This is a genomic window from Hymenobacter profundi, assembly GCF_019334315.1.
GTDB classification, from domain to species: Bacteria; Bacteroidota; Bacteroidia; order Cytophagales; family Hymenobacteraceae; genus Hymenobacter; species Hymenobacter profundi.
The window spans coordinates 1-17309 of sequence record NZ_JAHWGL010000104.1 but is presented as its reverse complement, the minus strand read 5'-3'; the positions used below and the strand labels follow the sequence as shown (position 1 = coordinate 17309).

Sequence of the window (17309 nt, the reverse complement as noted above, 5' to 3'; positions counted from 1 at the left end):
GAGGTAGGCACTGAAGGCAAGCTCGGCGGGCAAGCCGTGGTGCCGAACGTGAGCGGCACATGGAAAGAGTTGACCGATAACGTGAATACGATGGCCTCCAACCTGACTAGTCAGGTTCGTGATATTGCCAACGTGGCCACCGCCGTAGCCCGTGGCGACCTGAGTCAGAAGATGACGGTGAACGTGAAGGGCGAGATTCTGGAATTGAAAGATATTCTCGACCAGATGGTGGACTCCCTGAATGTGTTTGCGGGCGAGGTGACGCGCGTATCACGCGAGGTAGGCACCGAAGGTATCTTGGGCGGGCAAGCCGTGGTACCAAACGTAGCCGGCACGTGGAAGGAGCTGACCGACAACGTGAACACAATGGCCTCGAACCTGACCAGTCAGGTGCGCGACATTGCCAACGTGGCCACCGCTGTAGCCAAAGGTGATTTGAGTCAGAAAGTAACGGTTGATGTGAAAGGTGAGCTGCTCCAGCTCAAAGAGAACCTCAACCGCATGGTGGACTCGCTGAACATCTTTGCGGGCGAGGTAACCCGCGTAGCGCAGGAGGTAGGCACTGAAGGCCGCCTAGGCGGCCAGGCCAGCGTGCCCGGCGTGAGTGGTGTGTGGAAAGACCTGACTGACAACGTAAATACCATGGCTGCCAACCTCACTACCCAAGTACGTGGGCTGGTGAAGGTAGTAACGGCCGTATCGCAGGGCGACCTGACCCAGAGCCTAGAGCTGGATGCCAAAGGCGAAGTAGCCGATCTAGCCGATACCATTAACCGTATGGTGGCTGACCTAAACCGCTTAGCCGTGGAGGTCAGCCGCGTAGCCAAGGTAGCTGGGGTAGAAGGCAAGCTGACCGAGCGCGCCACCGTGGGTGGCGTGAGCGGTTCTTGGAAAGAACTGGTGGATACGCTCAACGACCTGCTCGAATCCATTGCCTCGCCGGTGCTGGAAGTGAGCCGCGTAGTGCGGGGCATCTCCGAGGGCGACCTGACCCAGCACGTGGAAGTACCCACCGCTGGCGACATCGAAGCCATGTCGAGTGCCCTGAACCTGGCCGTGGAAAACCTGAACGAGCTGTTGGGCGAAATCAACGACTCGGCTCAGGTAGTAGGGCAGTCTTCGGGCGAAATGGCCATGAAAGGCCAAGAGATGAGCCGCGTGACGGTAGACGTAGCCCTTGCCATGCAGCAGATGGCCGAGGGCGCGCAGAACCAAGCCCTAAAAACCGATCAGGCCTTCAAGCTGATCGAAGAGATTATGCAGGCCACCAAAGAAACCGCCGGCAAAGCTGATGTGGGGATTAAGGCCGCTATTCTGGGTGAGCAAACCTCTCAGTTGGGCTTGAAAACGGTGGCGGAAGTGGTGAAAAACATGGAAGAGATTTCCAGCGCCGCTACCCAAACCTCACGCACGATTGAGGTCCTGAGCACTCGTTCGCAGGAAATTAGCACGTCGCTGGGCGTTATCACCGACATTGCGGCTCAAACCAACCTGCTGGCTTTGAACGCAGCCATTGAGGCCGCCCGCGCTGGCGAAGCTGGTCGTGGTTTTGCGGTGGTAGCCGAGGAAATTCGGAAGCTAGCAGAAAGCTCCCGTCGCTCAGCCAACGAAATCAGCACGCTGGTAGATGATGTGAAGAAGGACACCACAACGGCCGCCGCCGCTATTTCCACTATGGAAGGACGCGTAATGAAAGGCAAGAACGCCACCTTCGAGGCTAGCGCTGCCTTTAAGAATATTGCAACCAGCAGCGGCGAAACCCTGCGCACTTCCCGCGATATTCTCACGGCCACCGAAATTCAAAAGGCCTCAATTGGCGATGTGGTGAAGTACGTGGAGGAAGTGGTAGCCATTGCCGAGCAAACGGCCTCTGGCACCCAGCAGGTAGCCAGCACAGCCAAGCAGCTCTCTACCTCCATGCAGGAGCTAACGACTTCCAGCCAGAACCTAACCGACATTGCCGATGACCTACAAGACGGACTGGCGGCCTTCCTGCTGATGGAAGAGGAGGAACCAGAGCCCGAACCCGAACCAGAGCCACAGCGACGCCTGGGTCTACGGCGGCGTGAACAAGCGAAAGCCGCCGCTGCTGCCGCGGCGCCATCAACCAATGGCACTGCGTCGCAACGCCCCCAGGCAGCCGCTCCACGGCCGACCAAGCCCGAAGCGCCGACCGCTCGGCGTGGTACGGCTCCTGCTGCATCTGTCGAACCAAACGAGAATAGCAACGGTCAGAAAAAAACGTCCCGCGCGAAAGCTCGCACCGAGAAGCCCTCGGCTGATGGTAAGGCTACCAAGCCGGAAGCATCTGCCTCTGCCAAACCGACACGTAAGGCGCGCACAAAATAAATAACCTCCTGGGGTAGGGAGTGGGCCAGTCTGAATGCAGGCTGGCCTATACACCGCATCCGTAAGCATTTGCTGCATGGCAGACACCGATAACGCCACCAACGAAAAGAAAACCACCAAGCAGGAGCCTCTAATTCAGCTGATCGTATTTCGCCTGGGCGACGAAGACTATGGGATTCGGATTGAACAGGTGAAGGAAGTGACGCTGACGCCTGAAATAGCGCGTATGCCCAAAACGCCGGATTTCGTGAAGGGCATTGCCAACCTGCGGGGCGATATCATCACGATTATCGACCTAGAAGAGCGGTTTCAGCTGCGCTCAGCCGGAACGGAAATGCCTGCCGTTAGCTATACGATGGCGATTGAGGGTAAGGAGTACACCATCGGGATTGTGGTGCGTGAGGTGCCGCAGCCGCTGTCTATTCCTGCTTCCATCATCGAAAAAGCACCTGAATTTATTCAGGACATCAACATTCACGACAAATACATCGAAGGTATTGCCAAGGTAAATGGGCGCATTATCGTGGTATTGGATATGTTGAAGCTGCTGACGCCCGCCGAAATCATGCAGCTACCCGCAAAAAGCTAATCTTCGCCTGTTTCCCTACGTACAAGAGCCGGGGCGGCCCATTGTCCTGCTCCCTCTTCTCTAAACTTAGACTACTGCACTCTTTTCGTATGAAAAACCGCATTCTCATTGTAGACGATTCCTTCTACATGCGCACGATGCTCAAGAATATGCTCACCGACGCGGGCTACGAAGTGGTAGGCGAAGCCGCAAACGGTCAGCAAGCCCTGGAAATGGCTGCCGCTACCCGGCCCGACCTCATCACCCTCGACGTTATTCTGCCCGACAATACAGGCCTGGACGTGCTGAAAGGCATCCGCGAAGATCAACCCGACGTGAAAGTGGTGATGTGTAGCGCCGTGGGGCAGGAAGTAATCGTGAACGAAGCTCTGGAAAGCGGTGCTACGGCCTACATCGTCAAGCCTTTCTCGGAGGAGAAAGTGCTGGAAATTGTGGGCAGCGCTTTGCAAACCAGCGGTTCCAGCGAAGCCTAAGCCTGTTTTCTTTGTGCGCGGCCCATGGTGCCGTCACTTGTAGTACCCATTTCGTGTCTAGTCCTTTCACTCCTATTTCTGTCCTAATTGGCAATTTGCCACCGCTGGTGCGGGCGGAATTGGTGTGCCTGTTGCGTAGCGAACCCGCTTGGCAGGTAGTGCCGGTGCAACCGGCACGGGGTAGGATAGCCGTCACGGCCCGACAATATCAGGTAGACTTAGTGATTGCCGATGAAAGTGGCATGATGGAGCTGGCTGAGCTGGCACAGGTGCATCCGGTGCCAGTGGTTTTATACAGTGCTTTCTCGTTGGGGGGCGCTCGTCTCCGGCAGGCTACCCGCTGGAATGTGCACGACTATTTTGGGCCTTGGGTACCGCAGGAAAGCCCGGCATTTTTCAATTGGCGGTTGTCCTTGTTGCAGAAACTACGGTCGGTCGTTACACATCCTGAGACATTTGTCCAAGCATTGCCGGAGGCAGGGCCTACCTCACTACCCACTGGTATTGTGGTGCTAGGGGGGTCTACGGGCGGTTCGGCAGCTGTGGAAAGCGTAGTGCATCAACTACTCCCTTCCAACTGTGCTATTTTAGTGGCGGTGCATCTGCCGGCCCTTTTCACCCAAACACTGGTAGACCGTCTGCGCCGTGTTACGTCGCTGCCTGTAGTGAACGGCAAAGCGGGCACCATCCTGACGCCCGGTAAAATAATAGTGGTGCCCGGTGGCGGCAACACCACCATCAAAACAGCCACGGGCACGCCCTGGATTAGCTGGCAAACCAGCTTCACAGAGGTGGAGCTTAGTGCTCCCAACAACCTACCATCTATCGATCTGTTGATGCAATCTGCTGTGCAGACGACGGGGCGACCCACGCTGGGCGTTATTCTCAGTGGCCTGGGTAACGATGGGACGCAAGGCGCCCGTACTATTCGCCAGCGCGGCGGGCAAGTGATTGTGCAGCGTGGGGCTGCCGTAGCCGCTATGCCCCAATCGGTGCTGCAAGCGGGGTATGCTGATCAGGAACTGTTACTAAAAGACATTCCTAGTTATATCAATCGCTTTGCGTTGCAGGCCCGGCCTGGCCGCCGCCTGGTTTCTTCTATTTCTCCCGCTAGTCAGCTATGAAATCGAGAGAAGAAGAATACCGCGAAATATTTATGGTGGAGGCGCTCGAGTACTACGACGCCATGAGCCGCCATATTAGTGAGTTAGAGAAAAATCCGGCAGATGCGGCGGCGCTCAACGAGCTGTTTCGCCTGATGCACAACCTGAAAGCTAACGCCCGCGCCATGGGCTACCCTGCCATCAGCGAGGTAGCGCACCGCATGGAAACCATCTTCGGCCTCATCCGCGACAAAGAGCGCACCTTTGAGGGTAACGTGGTGCCGGTGCTGTTCACTGGGGTAGACACCATAGGCGAAATGATTCGGGCAGTAGGCGCCGGCAACGAACTGCCTTCCGCTGACACGCTGCTGGCGAATCTTGACCGATTGGTGAACGGTGAGGAGCCTATCCTGGAAGACCAACCGGAAGCCGATGACGACGATGCCAACCGCAAACTGGAGTTGTCGGATCTGGTATATATTCAGATCAAGAAGCTCGACCACCTGATGAATCTCGTAGGAGAGCTGATCATTGACCGCGACCGAATCCTGACACTGAGCAAGGAAAGCGACAGCCCGGCGTTGCAAGCCACGGCTGCCCATTTATTCCGCATTTCCGATGAGTTGCAGTACAGCATCATGGACGTGCGCTTGGTGAATGTAGGCTCATTATTCAACAAGTTTCCGCGAGTGGTGCGCGACGTGGCGGCCGCCGAGAAGAAAGATATTGCGCTGGAGGTAGACGGTCAGGATATCCAGATTGACCGCAACATCCTACAAATCATTACCGATTCACTGCTGCACTTAGTGCGCAACGCCATTGGACACGGCATTGAGGCGCCAGCCGTGCGCGAGCAAGCCGGCAAGCCAGCCCAAGGCCAACTGACACTAGCTGCTCAAACGGAGCGCGACAACGTCTTGATTCAAGTATCCGACGACGGGGCCGGTATCAACGTAGATAGTGTGCGCCGCAAGGCTGTGGAACGTGGCCTGGTAAGTGCCGAAGCAGCTCAGCAGCTCGACGATGATGCCGTGCGGGCGTTTCTGTTTGAGCCGGGCTTCTCCATGGCGAAGGAAATCACCGACATTTCGGGCCGTGGGGTAGGGCTAGATGTTGTGAAGCTGGCTATCGACTCGCTCGGGGGGCAATTGCGCGTCAGTTCTACTCTAGGCAAAGGCACCACGTTCACGCTGGTGTTGCCTACCTCTATTGCGGTAAAAGGCGCCCTGCTTTTCGAGTTGGATGCACGCAGCTACGCCATTCCGCTGATGCACACCGACTCGGTGGTATCGTTGCAGCCGGAGGACTTGCACGTGGTAGGCGGCTTGCTGCTGGCCGAGGTACAGGACGAAAACGTGCCCGTGGTGGACTTGCGCCGCTTGTTGCATAATGGCGACGGCCCATTGCCGCCCGCCAACCGCCACGAGTTACAAGGCCGGCAGGACATCATCATCGTCAATTACAATAATCGTAAGCTGGGCCTGATCATTGACCGGTTTCTGCGTCAGCAGAGCATCGTAATCAAGCCCATGAGTAAACCGCTTGATACTATTGATTTGTTCGGGGGGGTAACCCTTTTGGGAAGCGGCCAGGTTTGCCTGGTGCTGGATGTACCCGCTCTCACCCGACTTTTTTTAGCCAAGCGCCCATAAAACACGTACTTGCAGACACCGGACAATCTCAACCGTTGAGAAATGCCGCTTAATTGATACATTCCTATGGATTTGCACATGACAGAACTAGAGCGGGACATCATCCGCGAGATTCTGAACATTGGCCTGGCTAGGGCAGCTGACTCCTTCGCGGTAATTGCGCAGGAGCGGGTGCTGCTAGAGGTGCCCAACCTGGACCTAGTGCCGGGCAGCAACATCCTGGGGCGCGTGCACGAGTACGAGGGTACGCACGTCATCATTCAGTCTGATATTAAGGGTGACTTCAACGGCACCACGCTCATGTTCTTTTCGGGGCAGCATGTGCAGCGACTTTCCAAAGTGTGCCTGCGGATGAATGTGAGCGACAGCATCAAGATAGACGCGATGCAGGAATCATTGCTACTGGAAATAAGCAACATTATTACGGGGGCTTTGGTAACGCAGCTAGCTAACATTCTAAAGTCGAATATCTACGGCGCGCCGCCCGTGGCACCTCGCGGCAATATCGCGGACTCGCTCAATAGCCTGATGAGCAACCGGCCCATGGTGCAACCGCTGATTTTCTCGGTTATCACCCAGTTTTCCGACAAGGACAACTCCGTGGAATTGCCACTGATGATTTTCTTTGACCGCGAGACGTTTGCTAAAATGCTGGAGATTATCCGCACCTATAACTTCATGGGCGGGCAAGCCCCGGCGTAAGTACGCCGTTTGCGAAGTATTTTCGCGCTGGCTATTGTTTGGTTGACTACTAGCGTACTCAGCCGGACGGTAGCTGGCGTTTTGTTTTCATTCGTTTTTTTACCGCTTTTTCATGGAATATTCCGCTGATTCTTCGCTGGAACAAAAGCTGGCTAACTTCGACCCCAATGCACTTGGTGACACGGCGGGCGGGGTGTATGGCCTACCCTTCACGGTGGAGGAAGCTCAAATGGTAATTGTGCCCGTGCCGTGGGAAGTCACTGTTTCCTACCGTGCTGGTACCGCCGAAGCCCCCGAAGCTATCCGCGACGCCTCATTGCAAGTAGACCTCTATGACCCAGATATTCCGGATGCGTGGCGCCTGGGTCTGGCGATGGAGGAAGTAGATGAGCACTGGGCTCAGGAAAGTCGTACCCTACGCGAGCAGGCCGCCAGCTACATCGGCTGGCTGGAGGCGGGCCAACCCGCCGCCGATGCAACGCGTTTTGCCGGCACAGCCAACGCCATCAGCCAACGTGGCCAGGAACTGCTCATGTGGCTGAAAAATAAGAGCGGCGCCCATCTCGACGCTGGCAAAGCCGTGGTCGTGCTAGGCGGTGACCATAGTACGCCGCTAGGCTACCTACACGCCCTAGCCGAGCGCCACCAGGAGTTCGGTATCCTGCAAATCGACGCGCATTGCGACCTGCGTCCCGCCTACGAGGGGTTCACGTATTCGCACGCTTCCATTATGCACAACGCTCTGCAACTGCCGCAGGTGAAGAAGCTGGTGCAGGTAGGCATCCGTGATTTGTGCCAGCAGGAGGCCGAAACCATCGACCAATCGGGCGGGCGCGTGGTAATGTTCCACAACCGTTTTCTGCGCGATGAGATGTACGCCAAGAAATCGTGGAAAAAGCAGTGCGGCAAAATCATCGCGCAGCTACCTCAAAAAGTATACATCAGCTTTGATATTGATGGGCTGGACCCCAAGCTGTGCCCCGGTACCGGCACGCCCGTACCCGGCGGATTGGAGTTTGAGGAAGCCGTATATCTGGTGCGGCAAATTGTGCGCTCGGGCCGCGAAATCATTGGTTTCGACCTGAACGAAGTAGCCCCCGGCGACACCGAATGGAATGCCATTGTAGGTGCTCGACTACTCTACAATCTGTGCAACTGGATGGCCGTATCGCAGGGCCGTTTGAAAGCGCGCAAAGCCGAATAGGTTATATAGCCGAACGCTAATGCTGTATTTGCGTATGAATGGACCAGCCTGCGGTTGCAGGCTGGTCTTTTTTCTCTCCCCAACCCTCTCCAATCATGGGATTCATACTCAAACTCCTGCTTACGGCTATTCTGACGTACTTACTGGCCTCGTTCCTGCCCGGCGCGCACATCGATGGGTTCGGCTCGGCTATTTGGCTGGTTATCGTGTTGGCACTACTCAACGCGTTTGTGAAGCCAATTTTGCAACTCATTGGCCTACCCATCACCATCATCACCCTGGGCTTGTTCCTGCTGGTTATCAATGCCCTGATCGTCATGCTGGCCAGCTATCTACTGAGCGGCTTCGAAATCAGCGGTTTCTTTGCAGCGCTACTGTTTAGCATTGTGCTGTCGTTGGTAACTACGGTTGTAGACAAGGTAGTTGACTAACTATCAATAAAGCCAAAGAAAAAGCCGGCTGCTCATACAGAGCAGCCGGCTTTTTCTTTGGCTTAGCGCTATATACTTACAGCCGCCGCAGCTGCGCGCCCAGCGCCGTCAGGCGCTTGTCGATGTGCTGGTAGCCGCGGTCAATTTGCTCCACGTTCTCAATCACGCTGCGGCCCTCAGCCGATAGCGCCGCAATGAGCAGCGCTACCCCAGCCCGGATGTCGGGCGAGGTCATGCTGATGCCGTGCAAGCGCGTGCGCTTATCCAGCCCAATAACGGTGGCGCGGTGCGGGTCGCAGAGGATAATCTGGGCACCCATGTCGATCAGCTTGTCTACGAAGAACAGACGCGACTCAAACATTTTCTGGTGAATCAGCACCGTACCTTTGGCTTGAGTGGCTACTACCAGAATGATGCTGAGTAGATCGGGGGTGAGGCCAGGCCAGGTGTGGTCCGAGATGGTCAGGATGCTACCATCAAGGTAGGTATTGATTTCGTAGTGGTCCTGGGCCGGAATGTAAATGTCATCATCCCGAAATTCCAATTGAATGCCCAGCTTGCGGAACGTATCCGGAATCAGGCCCAACTCCGCAATCTGGCAGTTCTTGATGGTGATTTCGGAGCCCGTCATGGCCGCCAACCCGATGAACGAGCCGATTTCAATCATGTCGGGCAGCATGCGGTGCTCGGTGCCGCCAAGGCTTTCCACACCTTCTATAGTGAGCAGGTTGGAGCCGATGCCGTTGATTTTGGCACCCATGCGTACCAGCATTTTGCATAGTTGCTGGAGGTAGGGCTCGCACGCGGCGTTGTAAATAGTGGTAGTGCCCTCGGCCAGCACGGCCGCCATCACGAGGTTGGCGGTGCCCGTTACGGAGGCCTCATCCAACAGCATGTAGGTGCCTTGTAGCTTGCCGTCGGTGCTGATGCGGTAGAAGTCGTTGCCTTCCAGTGTGAGCTTACCACCCAGTTTTTCGAGGCCCACGAAGTGCGTGTCTAGCGGACGGCGGCCAATTTTGTCGCCGCCGGGGCGTGGGAGCTGGCACTTGCCGAAACGAGCTAACATCGGCCCCAGAATCATCACCGAGCCGCGCAGCGCCCTACCCTGGGCCACAAAGGCTTCCGTATCGAGGTAGTCTAAATGCACGTCGTCGGCCTGAAATACGTAGGTGTCGACGCCAATCTTGCCCACCTTCACACCCATGTCGCGTAGCAGCTCAATGAGCTTATTCACGTCGCGGATATCGGGAATATTGCTGATGGTGACCGGCTCGGCGGTGAGCAGCACGGCGCACAAAATCTGGAGCGCCTCATTTTTGGCGCCCTGGGGGATGATTTCGCCCTTGAGGGGCTGGCCGCCGATTACTTCAAAAGATGCCATTTTTTAGGAGCTAGTAGCTAATAGCGGTCGGCTATCAGCTTTTCAAGGCGTTGGGAGAGAAATTGAGGGGACAAAGCTAACAGCTAACTACCATTAGCCAACAGCTAACAATAAAGCTTACTGCGGCGGTTGTTGCGGCTCCTGACGGCCTTTTTTACCGCGGCCGCGCTGTTTATCGCGGCGGTTGTTGTTGCCGGAACTACCGCGCCGGTCGTTGCGGTCGTTGCGGGGCTGCGGCACGATGAAAGGTGCTGGCCGGCCGTTGGTCGCAAACTCGAAGAGATTCTGCGCGTCTACCTGCGCCGGGTCGAGCGTGAGCTTACCTCCCGACAGCTCTTTCAGGTGCTTCAGGATGGTCACGTCTTTGGCGTTTTCCTTGTTGTAGGAACGGTACAAAAACTTCATGGTCCGCCCGATGGTGATGGTGGCCTGTTCGCGTTCCGCCGGGTCTTCCAACTCGGACGCCTGCTCAATCATCAGTTCCACGCCGCGGCCATAGGTTTTGAGCTTGGGGGCTTTGGCAGGGTAGGGGACGCGAGCAGGCTTGGCTTGGTTGAGGGTGCCCTGCATGGTTACGGGCGCGTCCACGTCCAGGTCCTCACCGGCCATAATGTAGAGGTGGTTCCAGAGCTTTTGCTGCACGTCTTGCTGGTCGCGCAAGCTGGGTTGCAGGCGCAGCATCAGTTGCACAAGCTGCTGGGCACGGCGGGTGCGCTCGTCGCGGTCTTCGATAGTGCTCAGCTGCTGCACCAGCTCGTAGGTGCTCTGGCCGTACTCGCGCACCAGCAAATTATGTTCAGTAGGGATAGTCATGAGGAAAGAAAACAACCGGAGGGTAGGAGGTACACCTAGCGCACAGCGGTTGCCGTGCGCCAGTCAAGAAATGCCCTACTCCGATTTAGTGCAATTCGAGGTTAAATATACGGTAGGGAAGTATTGAGTTTTCAACTCAACATTTCCTCAATGTACTCGCAGCTTCGCGAAACTCAGGAGTAGCGTTTTTTCGCCTACCTCCTCAAACTTGATGGTTGCCTTAGTAGTACCATCCTGCTTTTCGAGCTTGGCTACGGTGCCAAAGCCGAATTTAGGATGTTCTACGCGTTGACCTGTTTGCAGGCTGCTGGTGTCAGAGGGCTTGAAATCGGAAGGCGTTACGTATTTGGTAGCGACAGTCTTACGTGGAGCAGGTGGCACCAGATTGGAACGCCGCTCAAACACATGCCCAAACGGCGACTCGCCCGCGCCCGGCCCGGCCGGCGTAGCGGCAAACTTGAAGTCAACAAACTGCGGGTCGATTTCATCCAGGAAGCGGCTTTTCTCGCAGCTGCGCAGGTTACCCCACTGGTAGCGCGAAGTAGCGTAGCTGAGCGTGAGCTTTTTCTCGGCTCGCGTGATGGCCACATAGAATAGGCGGCGCTCTTCTTCCAGATCGGCCCGCGAGGTAATCATCATCTGGCTAGGAAATAGGTTTTCCTCCATGCCCACGATGTACACGTTGCGAAACTCCAAACCCTTGGCCGAGTGAATGGTCATCAGCGTCACCTGCTCGCCCTCAGCCTGCGCGTCCTTGGTATCGGCATCCGTCACCAGCGCAATGTCCTGCAAAAACGCGCCCAGCGACTTTTCCTCGCGCTCGGGGTCTTCCACAAACGCTTTAATCCCATTCAGCAATTCCTGAATGTTCTCGTAGCGCGACAGGCCCTCAATGCTTTTATCGGCGTACAATTCCTCAATCATGCCCGACTCCTTGGCAATCTGCTTGGCAGCTTCGTAGGCATCGTGGATGGCCGCTTTGGCGGTGTACTCCTTGATTTTTTCCCCGAAGCCCACCACCGGATTGGATACGCGCGCGGGTAGAAACTGGTCGGCGTTGCTCACCACTTCCCACAAGGAGTGGTTGCTCTGCTCGGCCGCTTCCACCAGCTTGGCAATAGTCGTATCGCCGATGCCGCGCTTGGGGTAGTTGATTACGCGGCGCAAGGCCTGCTCGTCGTTGGGGTTCACCGTGAGGCGCAGGTAGGCCACCAAGTCCTTGATTTCCTTGCGCTGGTAGAAGCTCAAGCCACCCACAATCTTGTACTTGATGTTGAGCTTGCGCAAGGATTCCTCCATGGCGCGGCTCTGCGCGTTGGTGCGGTACAGGATGGCAAAGTCATCGTAGGAAAGATGCTGGTTCATCTTGTCTTCGTAGATGCTTTGCGCCACCAGCTTGCCTTCCTCATTGTCGGATGCCGCCTTGAGCACCTCAATCAGCGTACCTTCCTCGTTGTCCGAGAAAACGTCCTTGCGCAGTTGGGCTTGGTTGTTTTTGATAACGGAGTTGGCCGCCCGCACAATGTTTTTAGTGGAGCGATAGTTCTGCTCCAACTTAAACACCTGCAACTCAGGGTAGTCTTTCTCGAAATTCAGAATATTCTGAATATCAGCGCCTCGGAAGGCGTAAATACTTTGCGCATCGTCGCCTACCACGCAAATATTGCGGTCCTTGGCCGATAGCTTGCGCGTGATGAGGTACTGTGAGTAGTTGGTGTCCTGATACTCGTCGACCATCACATACTTGAAGATGTTCTGGTACTTATTCAGCACGTCGGGGTGGTCTTTGAACAGGACGTTGGTCTGATAGAGCAAGTCGTCGAAGTCCATGGCGCCCGCCTTGAAGCAGCGCTGCTGGTACTGTTGGTAGATCACGCCAATCTTGGGCCGCAACGCTGCCTCGTCATCAGCCCGAATGGCTGGGTCGTTGAGGTATTGCTGCACCGAAATCAGCTTGTTTTTGGCGGCTGAAATTCGGCCCAGCACCATGCCTGGCTTGTAGAGCTTGTCATCCAGCTCCAGCTCTTTCAAAATCTGCCCTACCAGGGTCTTGGAGTCCTGGGTATCGTAGATGGTGAAGCTGCGCGGGTAGCCCATCTTGTCGGCCTCGGAGCGCAGAATGCGGGCGAAAATACTGTGAAACGTGCCCATCCAGAGGTTTTTAACCTCGGGGCCTACCACCTTCTCAATACGGGCGCGCATCTCGCGGGCCGCTTTGTTGGTGAAGGTGAGGGCTAAAATGTTAAACGAATCAACACCTTTTTCGAGCAGGTTGGCGATGCGATACGTAAGCACACGCGTTTTGCCGGAACCGGCGCCGGCTATAATCATGCACGGGCCCTCGGTCTGCATCACCGCGGCGCCCTGCGAAGGGTTCAGTAAAGAAAGATAATCTAAGGCCATGCGAAAAGCTAAGCGTTTTGGCGGGTTAGCAAAGATACGGCTTTGCGGGCGGCAGACGAAACGAAGTATCTTTGCGGTTCTTTTTCGCTTGTGTCATTGCCTTTCTACCCTATGTCTGCTGCTGGTCTTGCCAACGCTCCCACACCGGTTCCGCTGACCATTCTGTGTCTTTCGGCCAGTTGGGGCGGTCTGGAAATCAACACCGTTAAGCTAGCCGGCTGGTTGCTCGAACGTGGTTGGCCCGTGGAGCTTATCGGGTTGGCCGGTTCGCCACTAGTGGCACAGGCACAGCGGCAGGGAATGCCTATTTGCTACTTGTCCAACCCCCTGCGCGCCGTAGATGTTCCCGCTGCCTGGCGGTTGCGCACCGCGTTGCGGCGGCACGGTGCGCGCGTACTTATCGTTACGCAAAATCAGGACCTGCCTTTGGGAGTGCTGTGCAAGCGGTGGCTGGCGCCGCACGTGCGGTTGGTATATCAGCAACACATGCAGCTGGGCCTCGCCAAGCGAGACTTGTTGCACACATTGCGCTACCGGGCGCTGGATGCCTGGCTAACCCCGCTGTCTGGTCTGGCCCAGCAGGTAGGGGAGAAGACCCGCATGGATATGCGTCGTGTGCACGTGGTGCCGTTGGGGATTGAATTGGAGCGTTTCCTGCATCCGGGTCTCACTACGCAGCAAGCGCGTGAGGAGCTTCAACTACCGGCCACGGGCCAACTGCTCGGCCTAATTGGTCGTTTCGACGAAGGGAAGGGGCAGCAATTTGTGGTGGAGGCCTTTCACCAGTTGCGGCGGCAGTTTCCAGAGCAAGAGTTGCACTTGGTGCTGGTAGGAGAGGTAACCAAAAATAACCAGCCCGCCAGCCACTACCGAGCAACAGTGCTAGATCGAATAAGGGAGTTAGAGCTGACGCCTTACGTGCACATTCGTGATTTCACAGACCAGCCCCAGGTCGCCTACCGCGCCCTCGACGTGTTTTTGGTGGCCTCTGTCAACGAAACATACGGCATGGTTACTATTGAGGCCATGGCCGCTGGCCTACCCATCGTGGCAACAGAAGCAGGCGGTACCCCCGAAATTTTGGTGAACGGCGAAACAGGTATTCTCTACCCGCTTGGTGATACGCAAGCGTGGCTAACCGCAGTGGGCTGGTGCCTGCAACAACCGGCACAGGCGAAGGAAATGGGCCTGCGGGCCCAACAAACGGCTATACGTACCTACTCGCACCACCAGCAATGCGCACTAACGGAGGATATTCTGTATCAGTTGTTGTAACCTAAAGCCGCCAACGAATGGTTATCTTTGCGTTTTGTTTTGTGTGACAACGCGCCACTCAGGAGCTGTTTGTACATTATCCTATCTCTGCGAACCTCAGCAGAAATCTACGCTATGATCATCATTCAGAATACCGTCATTTCCGACGATGTGCGCGACAACTTTTTCGTGTGCAACCTAGAAGCCTGCAAGGGTGCCTGCTGCGTAGAGGGCGACCTGGGCGCCCCCCTGGAGGAAAACGAACTGCGAATTCTGGAGCAGGAATACGAGGCCATCAAGCCCTACCTCACCGAAGCTGGCCGCGATGCCATTGAGCAACAAGGTCTCTACATCAAAGATTGGGAAGGCGATTTCAGCACTACCACTATCAACGACCGGGAGTGCGCCTACGCCCTCTACGACGAGCGCGGTATCCTGAAATGTGGTATCGAGCAGGCCTACCTGGCCGGGGCTACCACGTTCAAAAAGCCCATCAGCTGCCATCTCTACCCCATTCGCATCAGCAAGTACGAAGACTTCGAGGCGCTGAATTACGACCGGTGGGGCATTTGTAATCCGGCCTGTGCCTTTGGGGGCGAGCTAGGCGTGCGCGTGTACCAGTTTCTGAAAGAGCCGTTGATTCGGAAGTACGGTGAGGCGTGGTACGGCGAACTGGTGCAGGAGATTGAGGGTAGTGCGCAGGATTAATCCGGTAGGCGAAGTAAAGGCGAGTCTTCATCCGGTCCGGTTTCGATATCCTCATAGATAACGGCCAGCGAAACCTGGATATTGAGAGCTGACAGCGTAATCTTCTGCTGTAAATCTCTTGCAGAAGTCAGTAACCAGTTTCCATCTGCATGACGTGTGTAGTATTCCACAAGCCGGCGTCTCTGTGAAATAAGCACGTAGTGCTGAAGCGAAGGAATCTGCTGGTATTGTTGAAACTTCCAGCCTCTGTCGCGCGCCTCTGTAGAAGTTGAAAGTACTTCAATGATAAGCACTGGTTGATGCACAGTCCGTGGATCAGTATCGGTAGGAGCGCAACTGACCACTACATCTGGGTAGTTATAATGCTGGTTTTCATCCACGGCTACCCGTACGTTTTCAGCAAAGACGGAGCATCCTCGGCCGCGCAATGCTCCGCGTAGAGCCACTACACAGTTCTGAATAATTAAATTATGTCTCTTTGTACCGCCTACTTTGTTTTCAGGCGTATCCAACGGAAAAATATCGCCGTGGTAGTACTCGTGCCGGATATCCGACGCCTCTTCTAATGCAAAGTATTCCTCCACCGTGTAGCGGCGCGTATAGTCAGGCTGGGTTGGCATAGGGTAGTGTATTTATACTTAGTAAAATAACAAGATTAAACACAAAGAAGCGCCAGGGCTATCCCCAGCGCTTCTTTGTGTTGCTTGCATCGTCTTAAAATGACTTACAGCGTCGAAAAATCAAAAGACGATTCTAGGAACTTGGTGGTGAAATCACCGTCCCGGAAGTTCTGGTTGTCCATTAGCGCCAAGTGAAACGGGATGGTCGTTTTTACGCCTTCTACCACAAACTCAGAGAGAGCACGCTTCATCTTCACGATGCACTCCTCGCGGGTTTGGGCCGTGGTGATGAGTTTGGCAATCATCGAGTCGTAGTTGGGTGGGATGGTGTAGCCCGCGTACACGTGCGTATCTACGCGCACGCCGTGGCCGCCAGGGATGTGCAGCGTCGTGATTTTGCCAGGTGACGGGCGGAAGCCATTCGTGGGGTCCTCGGCGTTGATGCGGCACTCCATCGCGTGCATTTGGGGGTAGTAATTATTACCCGTAATCGAGATGCCAGCGGCTACCTTGATTTGCTCCTTGATGAGGTCGTAGTTGATGATTTCCTCCGTCACGGGGTGCTCCACCTGAATGCGGGTGTTCATTTCCATGAAGTAGAAATCTCGGTTTTTGTCTACGAGGAACTCAATGGTCCCTACCCCCTCGTAGCCAATAGCCGAAGCTCCAGCTACGGCAGCTTTGCCCATCCGCTCGCGTAGCTCGTCTGTCATAAAGGGCGAAGGCGCTTCCTCCACCAGCTTCTGGTGGCGGCGCTGAATGGAGCAGTCGCGCTCCGAGAGGTGGCTGGTGTGTCCGTACTGGTCGCCAATTACCTGAATCTCGATGTGACGGGGCTCTTCTACGAACTTCTCCAGGTACACACCGTCATTACCGAAGGCGGCTTTAGCCTCCGTGCGGGCGTCGTTCCAAGCCTTCTCAAACTCCTCTTCCGAGTTGATGATGCGCATACCGCGGCCACCGCCGCCGGCCGTAGCTTTCAGGATAACGGGGTACTTAATTTTGGTAGCTACCTTCTTGCCCTGTTCCAGCGAGTCGAGCAGGCCCACGGAGCCCGGAATGCACGGTACGCCGGCCTTCAGCATCGTGGCTTTGGCCGAGGCCTTGTCACCCATCTGGTTGATCATCTCGGGCGAGGCCCCGATGAACTTGATGCCGTTTTCCTGGCAGATGCGCGAGAATTCCGCGTTTTCCGACAAGAAGCCGTAGCCAGGGTGAATAGCATCGGCGTTGGTAATCTCAGCGGCCGCAATCAGGCTCGGAATATTCAGGTAGGACAGCGACGAAGCAGGCGGCCCGATGCACACAGCTTCGTCGGCGAAACGCACGTGCAAGCTGTCTTTATCGGCAGTCGAGTACACGGCTACCGTCTTGATACCCATTTCCTTACAGGTGCGAATAATCCGCAGGGCAATTTCGCCCCGGTTCGCAATGAGGATTTTCTTAAACATGAGTGGGGTCTTGGGGTCTTAGGAGCTTGGGGTCTTAGTAGAAAAAGGAAAGGGTCTTGCGGACGTAGAGCTGGCAACAAACCAAGACCCTACGTCCCCAAGACCCCAAGACCCCAACAAATTACATCGGCTCAATCAGGAACAGCGGCTGGTCGTATTCAACGGGGGTAGCGTTG

At 55.7% G+C, this 17309-nt stretch carries 15 protein-coding genes; 10 read left to right on the top strand and 5 right to left on the bottom strand.

The features are described from left to right. The 8 genes from KYK14_RS18405 to KYK14_RS18370 all read left to right on the top strand — a co-directional run. On the top strand, window positions 1–2349 hold a 2349-nt coding region (locus KYK14_RS18405), incomplete at its 5' end, for a methyl-accepting chemotaxis protein (RefSeq protein ID WP_219160869.1). Window positions 2350–2425: 76 nt separating this feature from the next. After that, window positions 2426–2938 carry a chemotaxis protein CheW gene (locus KYK14_RS18400; RefSeq protein WP_185283315.1) on the top strand — a complete coding sequence of 171 codons (513 nt, stop codon included), beginning with the start codon at window positions 2426–2428 and terminating at the stop codon, window positions 2936–2938. Window positions 2939–3027: 89 nt separating this feature from the next. Beyond that, a complete protein-coding gene (locus KYK14_RS18395) occupies window positions 3028–3411 on the top strand; it encodes a response regulator (protein ID WP_185283316.1) in 384 nt (127 codons plus the stop codon). A gap of 53 nt (window positions 3412–3464) precedes the next feature. Beyond that, window positions 3465–4535 (top strand): chemotaxis protein CheB, encoded by a 1071-nt coding sequence (locus KYK14_RS18390; RefSeq protein WP_219160867.1) that lies wholly within the window; start codon window positions 3465–3467, stop codon window positions 4533–4535. Next, window positions 4532–6166 (top strand): chemotaxis protein CheA, encoded by a 1635-nt coding sequence (locus KYK14_RS18385; protein ID WP_208306095.1) that lies wholly within the window; start codon window positions 4532–4534, stop codon window positions 6164–6166. The genes KYK14_RS18390 and KYK14_RS18385 overlap by 4 nt, the downstream gene beginning before the upstream one ends. 66 nt (window positions 6167–6232) lie before the next feature. Beyond that, window positions 6233–6868: a chemotaxis protein CheC gene (locus tag KYK14_RS18380; protein ID WP_246601923.1), complete on the top strand. Its 636-nt coding sequence runs from the start codon at window positions 6233–6235 to the stop codon at window positions 6866–6868. A gap of 112 nt (window positions 6869–6980) precedes the next feature. Then, on the top strand, window positions 6981–8072 hold the full coding sequence (locus KYK14_RS18375; RefSeq protein WP_185283320.1) for an agmatinase family protein: 1092 nt from the start codon (window positions 6981–6983) through the stop codon (window positions 8070–8072). Between the two features lie 95 nt (window positions 8073–8167). Next, window positions 8168–8503 (top strand): phage holin family protein, encoded by a 336-nt coding sequence (locus KYK14_RS18370; RefSeq protein ID WP_187317744.1) that lies wholly within the window; start codon window positions 8168–8170, stop codon window positions 8501–8503. A gap of 76 nt (window positions 8504–8579) precedes the next feature. On the opposite strand, the gene murA is transcribed toward KYK14_RS18370, so the two are convergent. The 3 genes from murA to KYK14_RS18355 all read right to left on the bottom strand — a co-directional run bounded on the left by murA (window position 8580) and on the right by KYK14_RS18355 (window position 13100). Beyond that, window positions 8580–9884: a UDP-N-acetylglucosamine 1-carboxyvinyltransferase gene (murA, locus tag KYK14_RS18365; protein WP_185283322.1), complete on the bottom strand. Its 1305-nt coding sequence runs from the start codon at window positions 9882–9884 to the stop codon at window positions 8580–8582. A gap of 117 nt (window positions 9885–10001) precedes the next feature. Then, window positions 10002–10697, bottom strand: coding sequence for a DUF4290 domain-containing protein (locus KYK14_RS18360; RefSeq protein WP_185283323.1), 696 nt, complete (start codon window positions 10695–10697; stop codon window positions 10002–10004). A gap of 147 nt (window positions 10698–10844) precedes the next feature. Beyond that, on the bottom strand, window positions 10845–13100 hold the full coding sequence (locus KYK14_RS18355) for an ATP-dependent helicase (RefSeq protein ID WP_219160865.1): 2256 nt from the start codon (window positions 13098–13100) through the stop codon (window positions 10845–10847). Between the two features lie 111 nt (window positions 13101–13211). On the opposite strand from KYK14_RS18355, the gene KYK14_RS18350 reads away from it, so the two are divergent. Further along, entirely contained in the window at window positions 13212–14375 is a 1164-nt protein-coding gene (locus KYK14_RS18350) for a glycosyltransferase family 4 protein (protein WP_219160863.1), read from the top strand. Between the two features lie 114 nt (window positions 14376–14489). Beyond that, entirely contained in the window at window positions 14490–15062 is a 573-nt protein-coding gene (locus KYK14_RS18345) for a DUF3109 family protein (protein WP_219160861.1), read from the top strand. Here the strand turns inward: KYK14_RS18345 and KYK14_RS18340 are convergent. Both KYK14_RS18340 and accC read right to left on the bottom strand, forming a co-directional pair. After that, window positions 15059–15682, bottom strand: coding sequence for a Uma2 family endonuclease (locus tag KYK14_RS18340; protein ID WP_219160859.1), 624 nt, complete (start codon window positions 15680–15682; stop codon window positions 15059–15061). The two genes, KYK14_RS18345 and KYK14_RS18340, sit on opposite strands and share 4 nt — an antisense overlap. A gap of 104 nt (window positions 15683–15786) precedes the next feature. Continuing rightward, complete coding sequence (gene accC, locus KYK14_RS18335) at window positions 15787–17133, bottom strand: acetyl-CoA carboxylase biotin carboxylase subunit (RefSeq protein WP_208306103.1); 1347 nt, start codon at window positions 17131–17133, stop codon at window positions 15787–15789. Window positions 17134–17309: the final 176 nt, after the last annotated feature.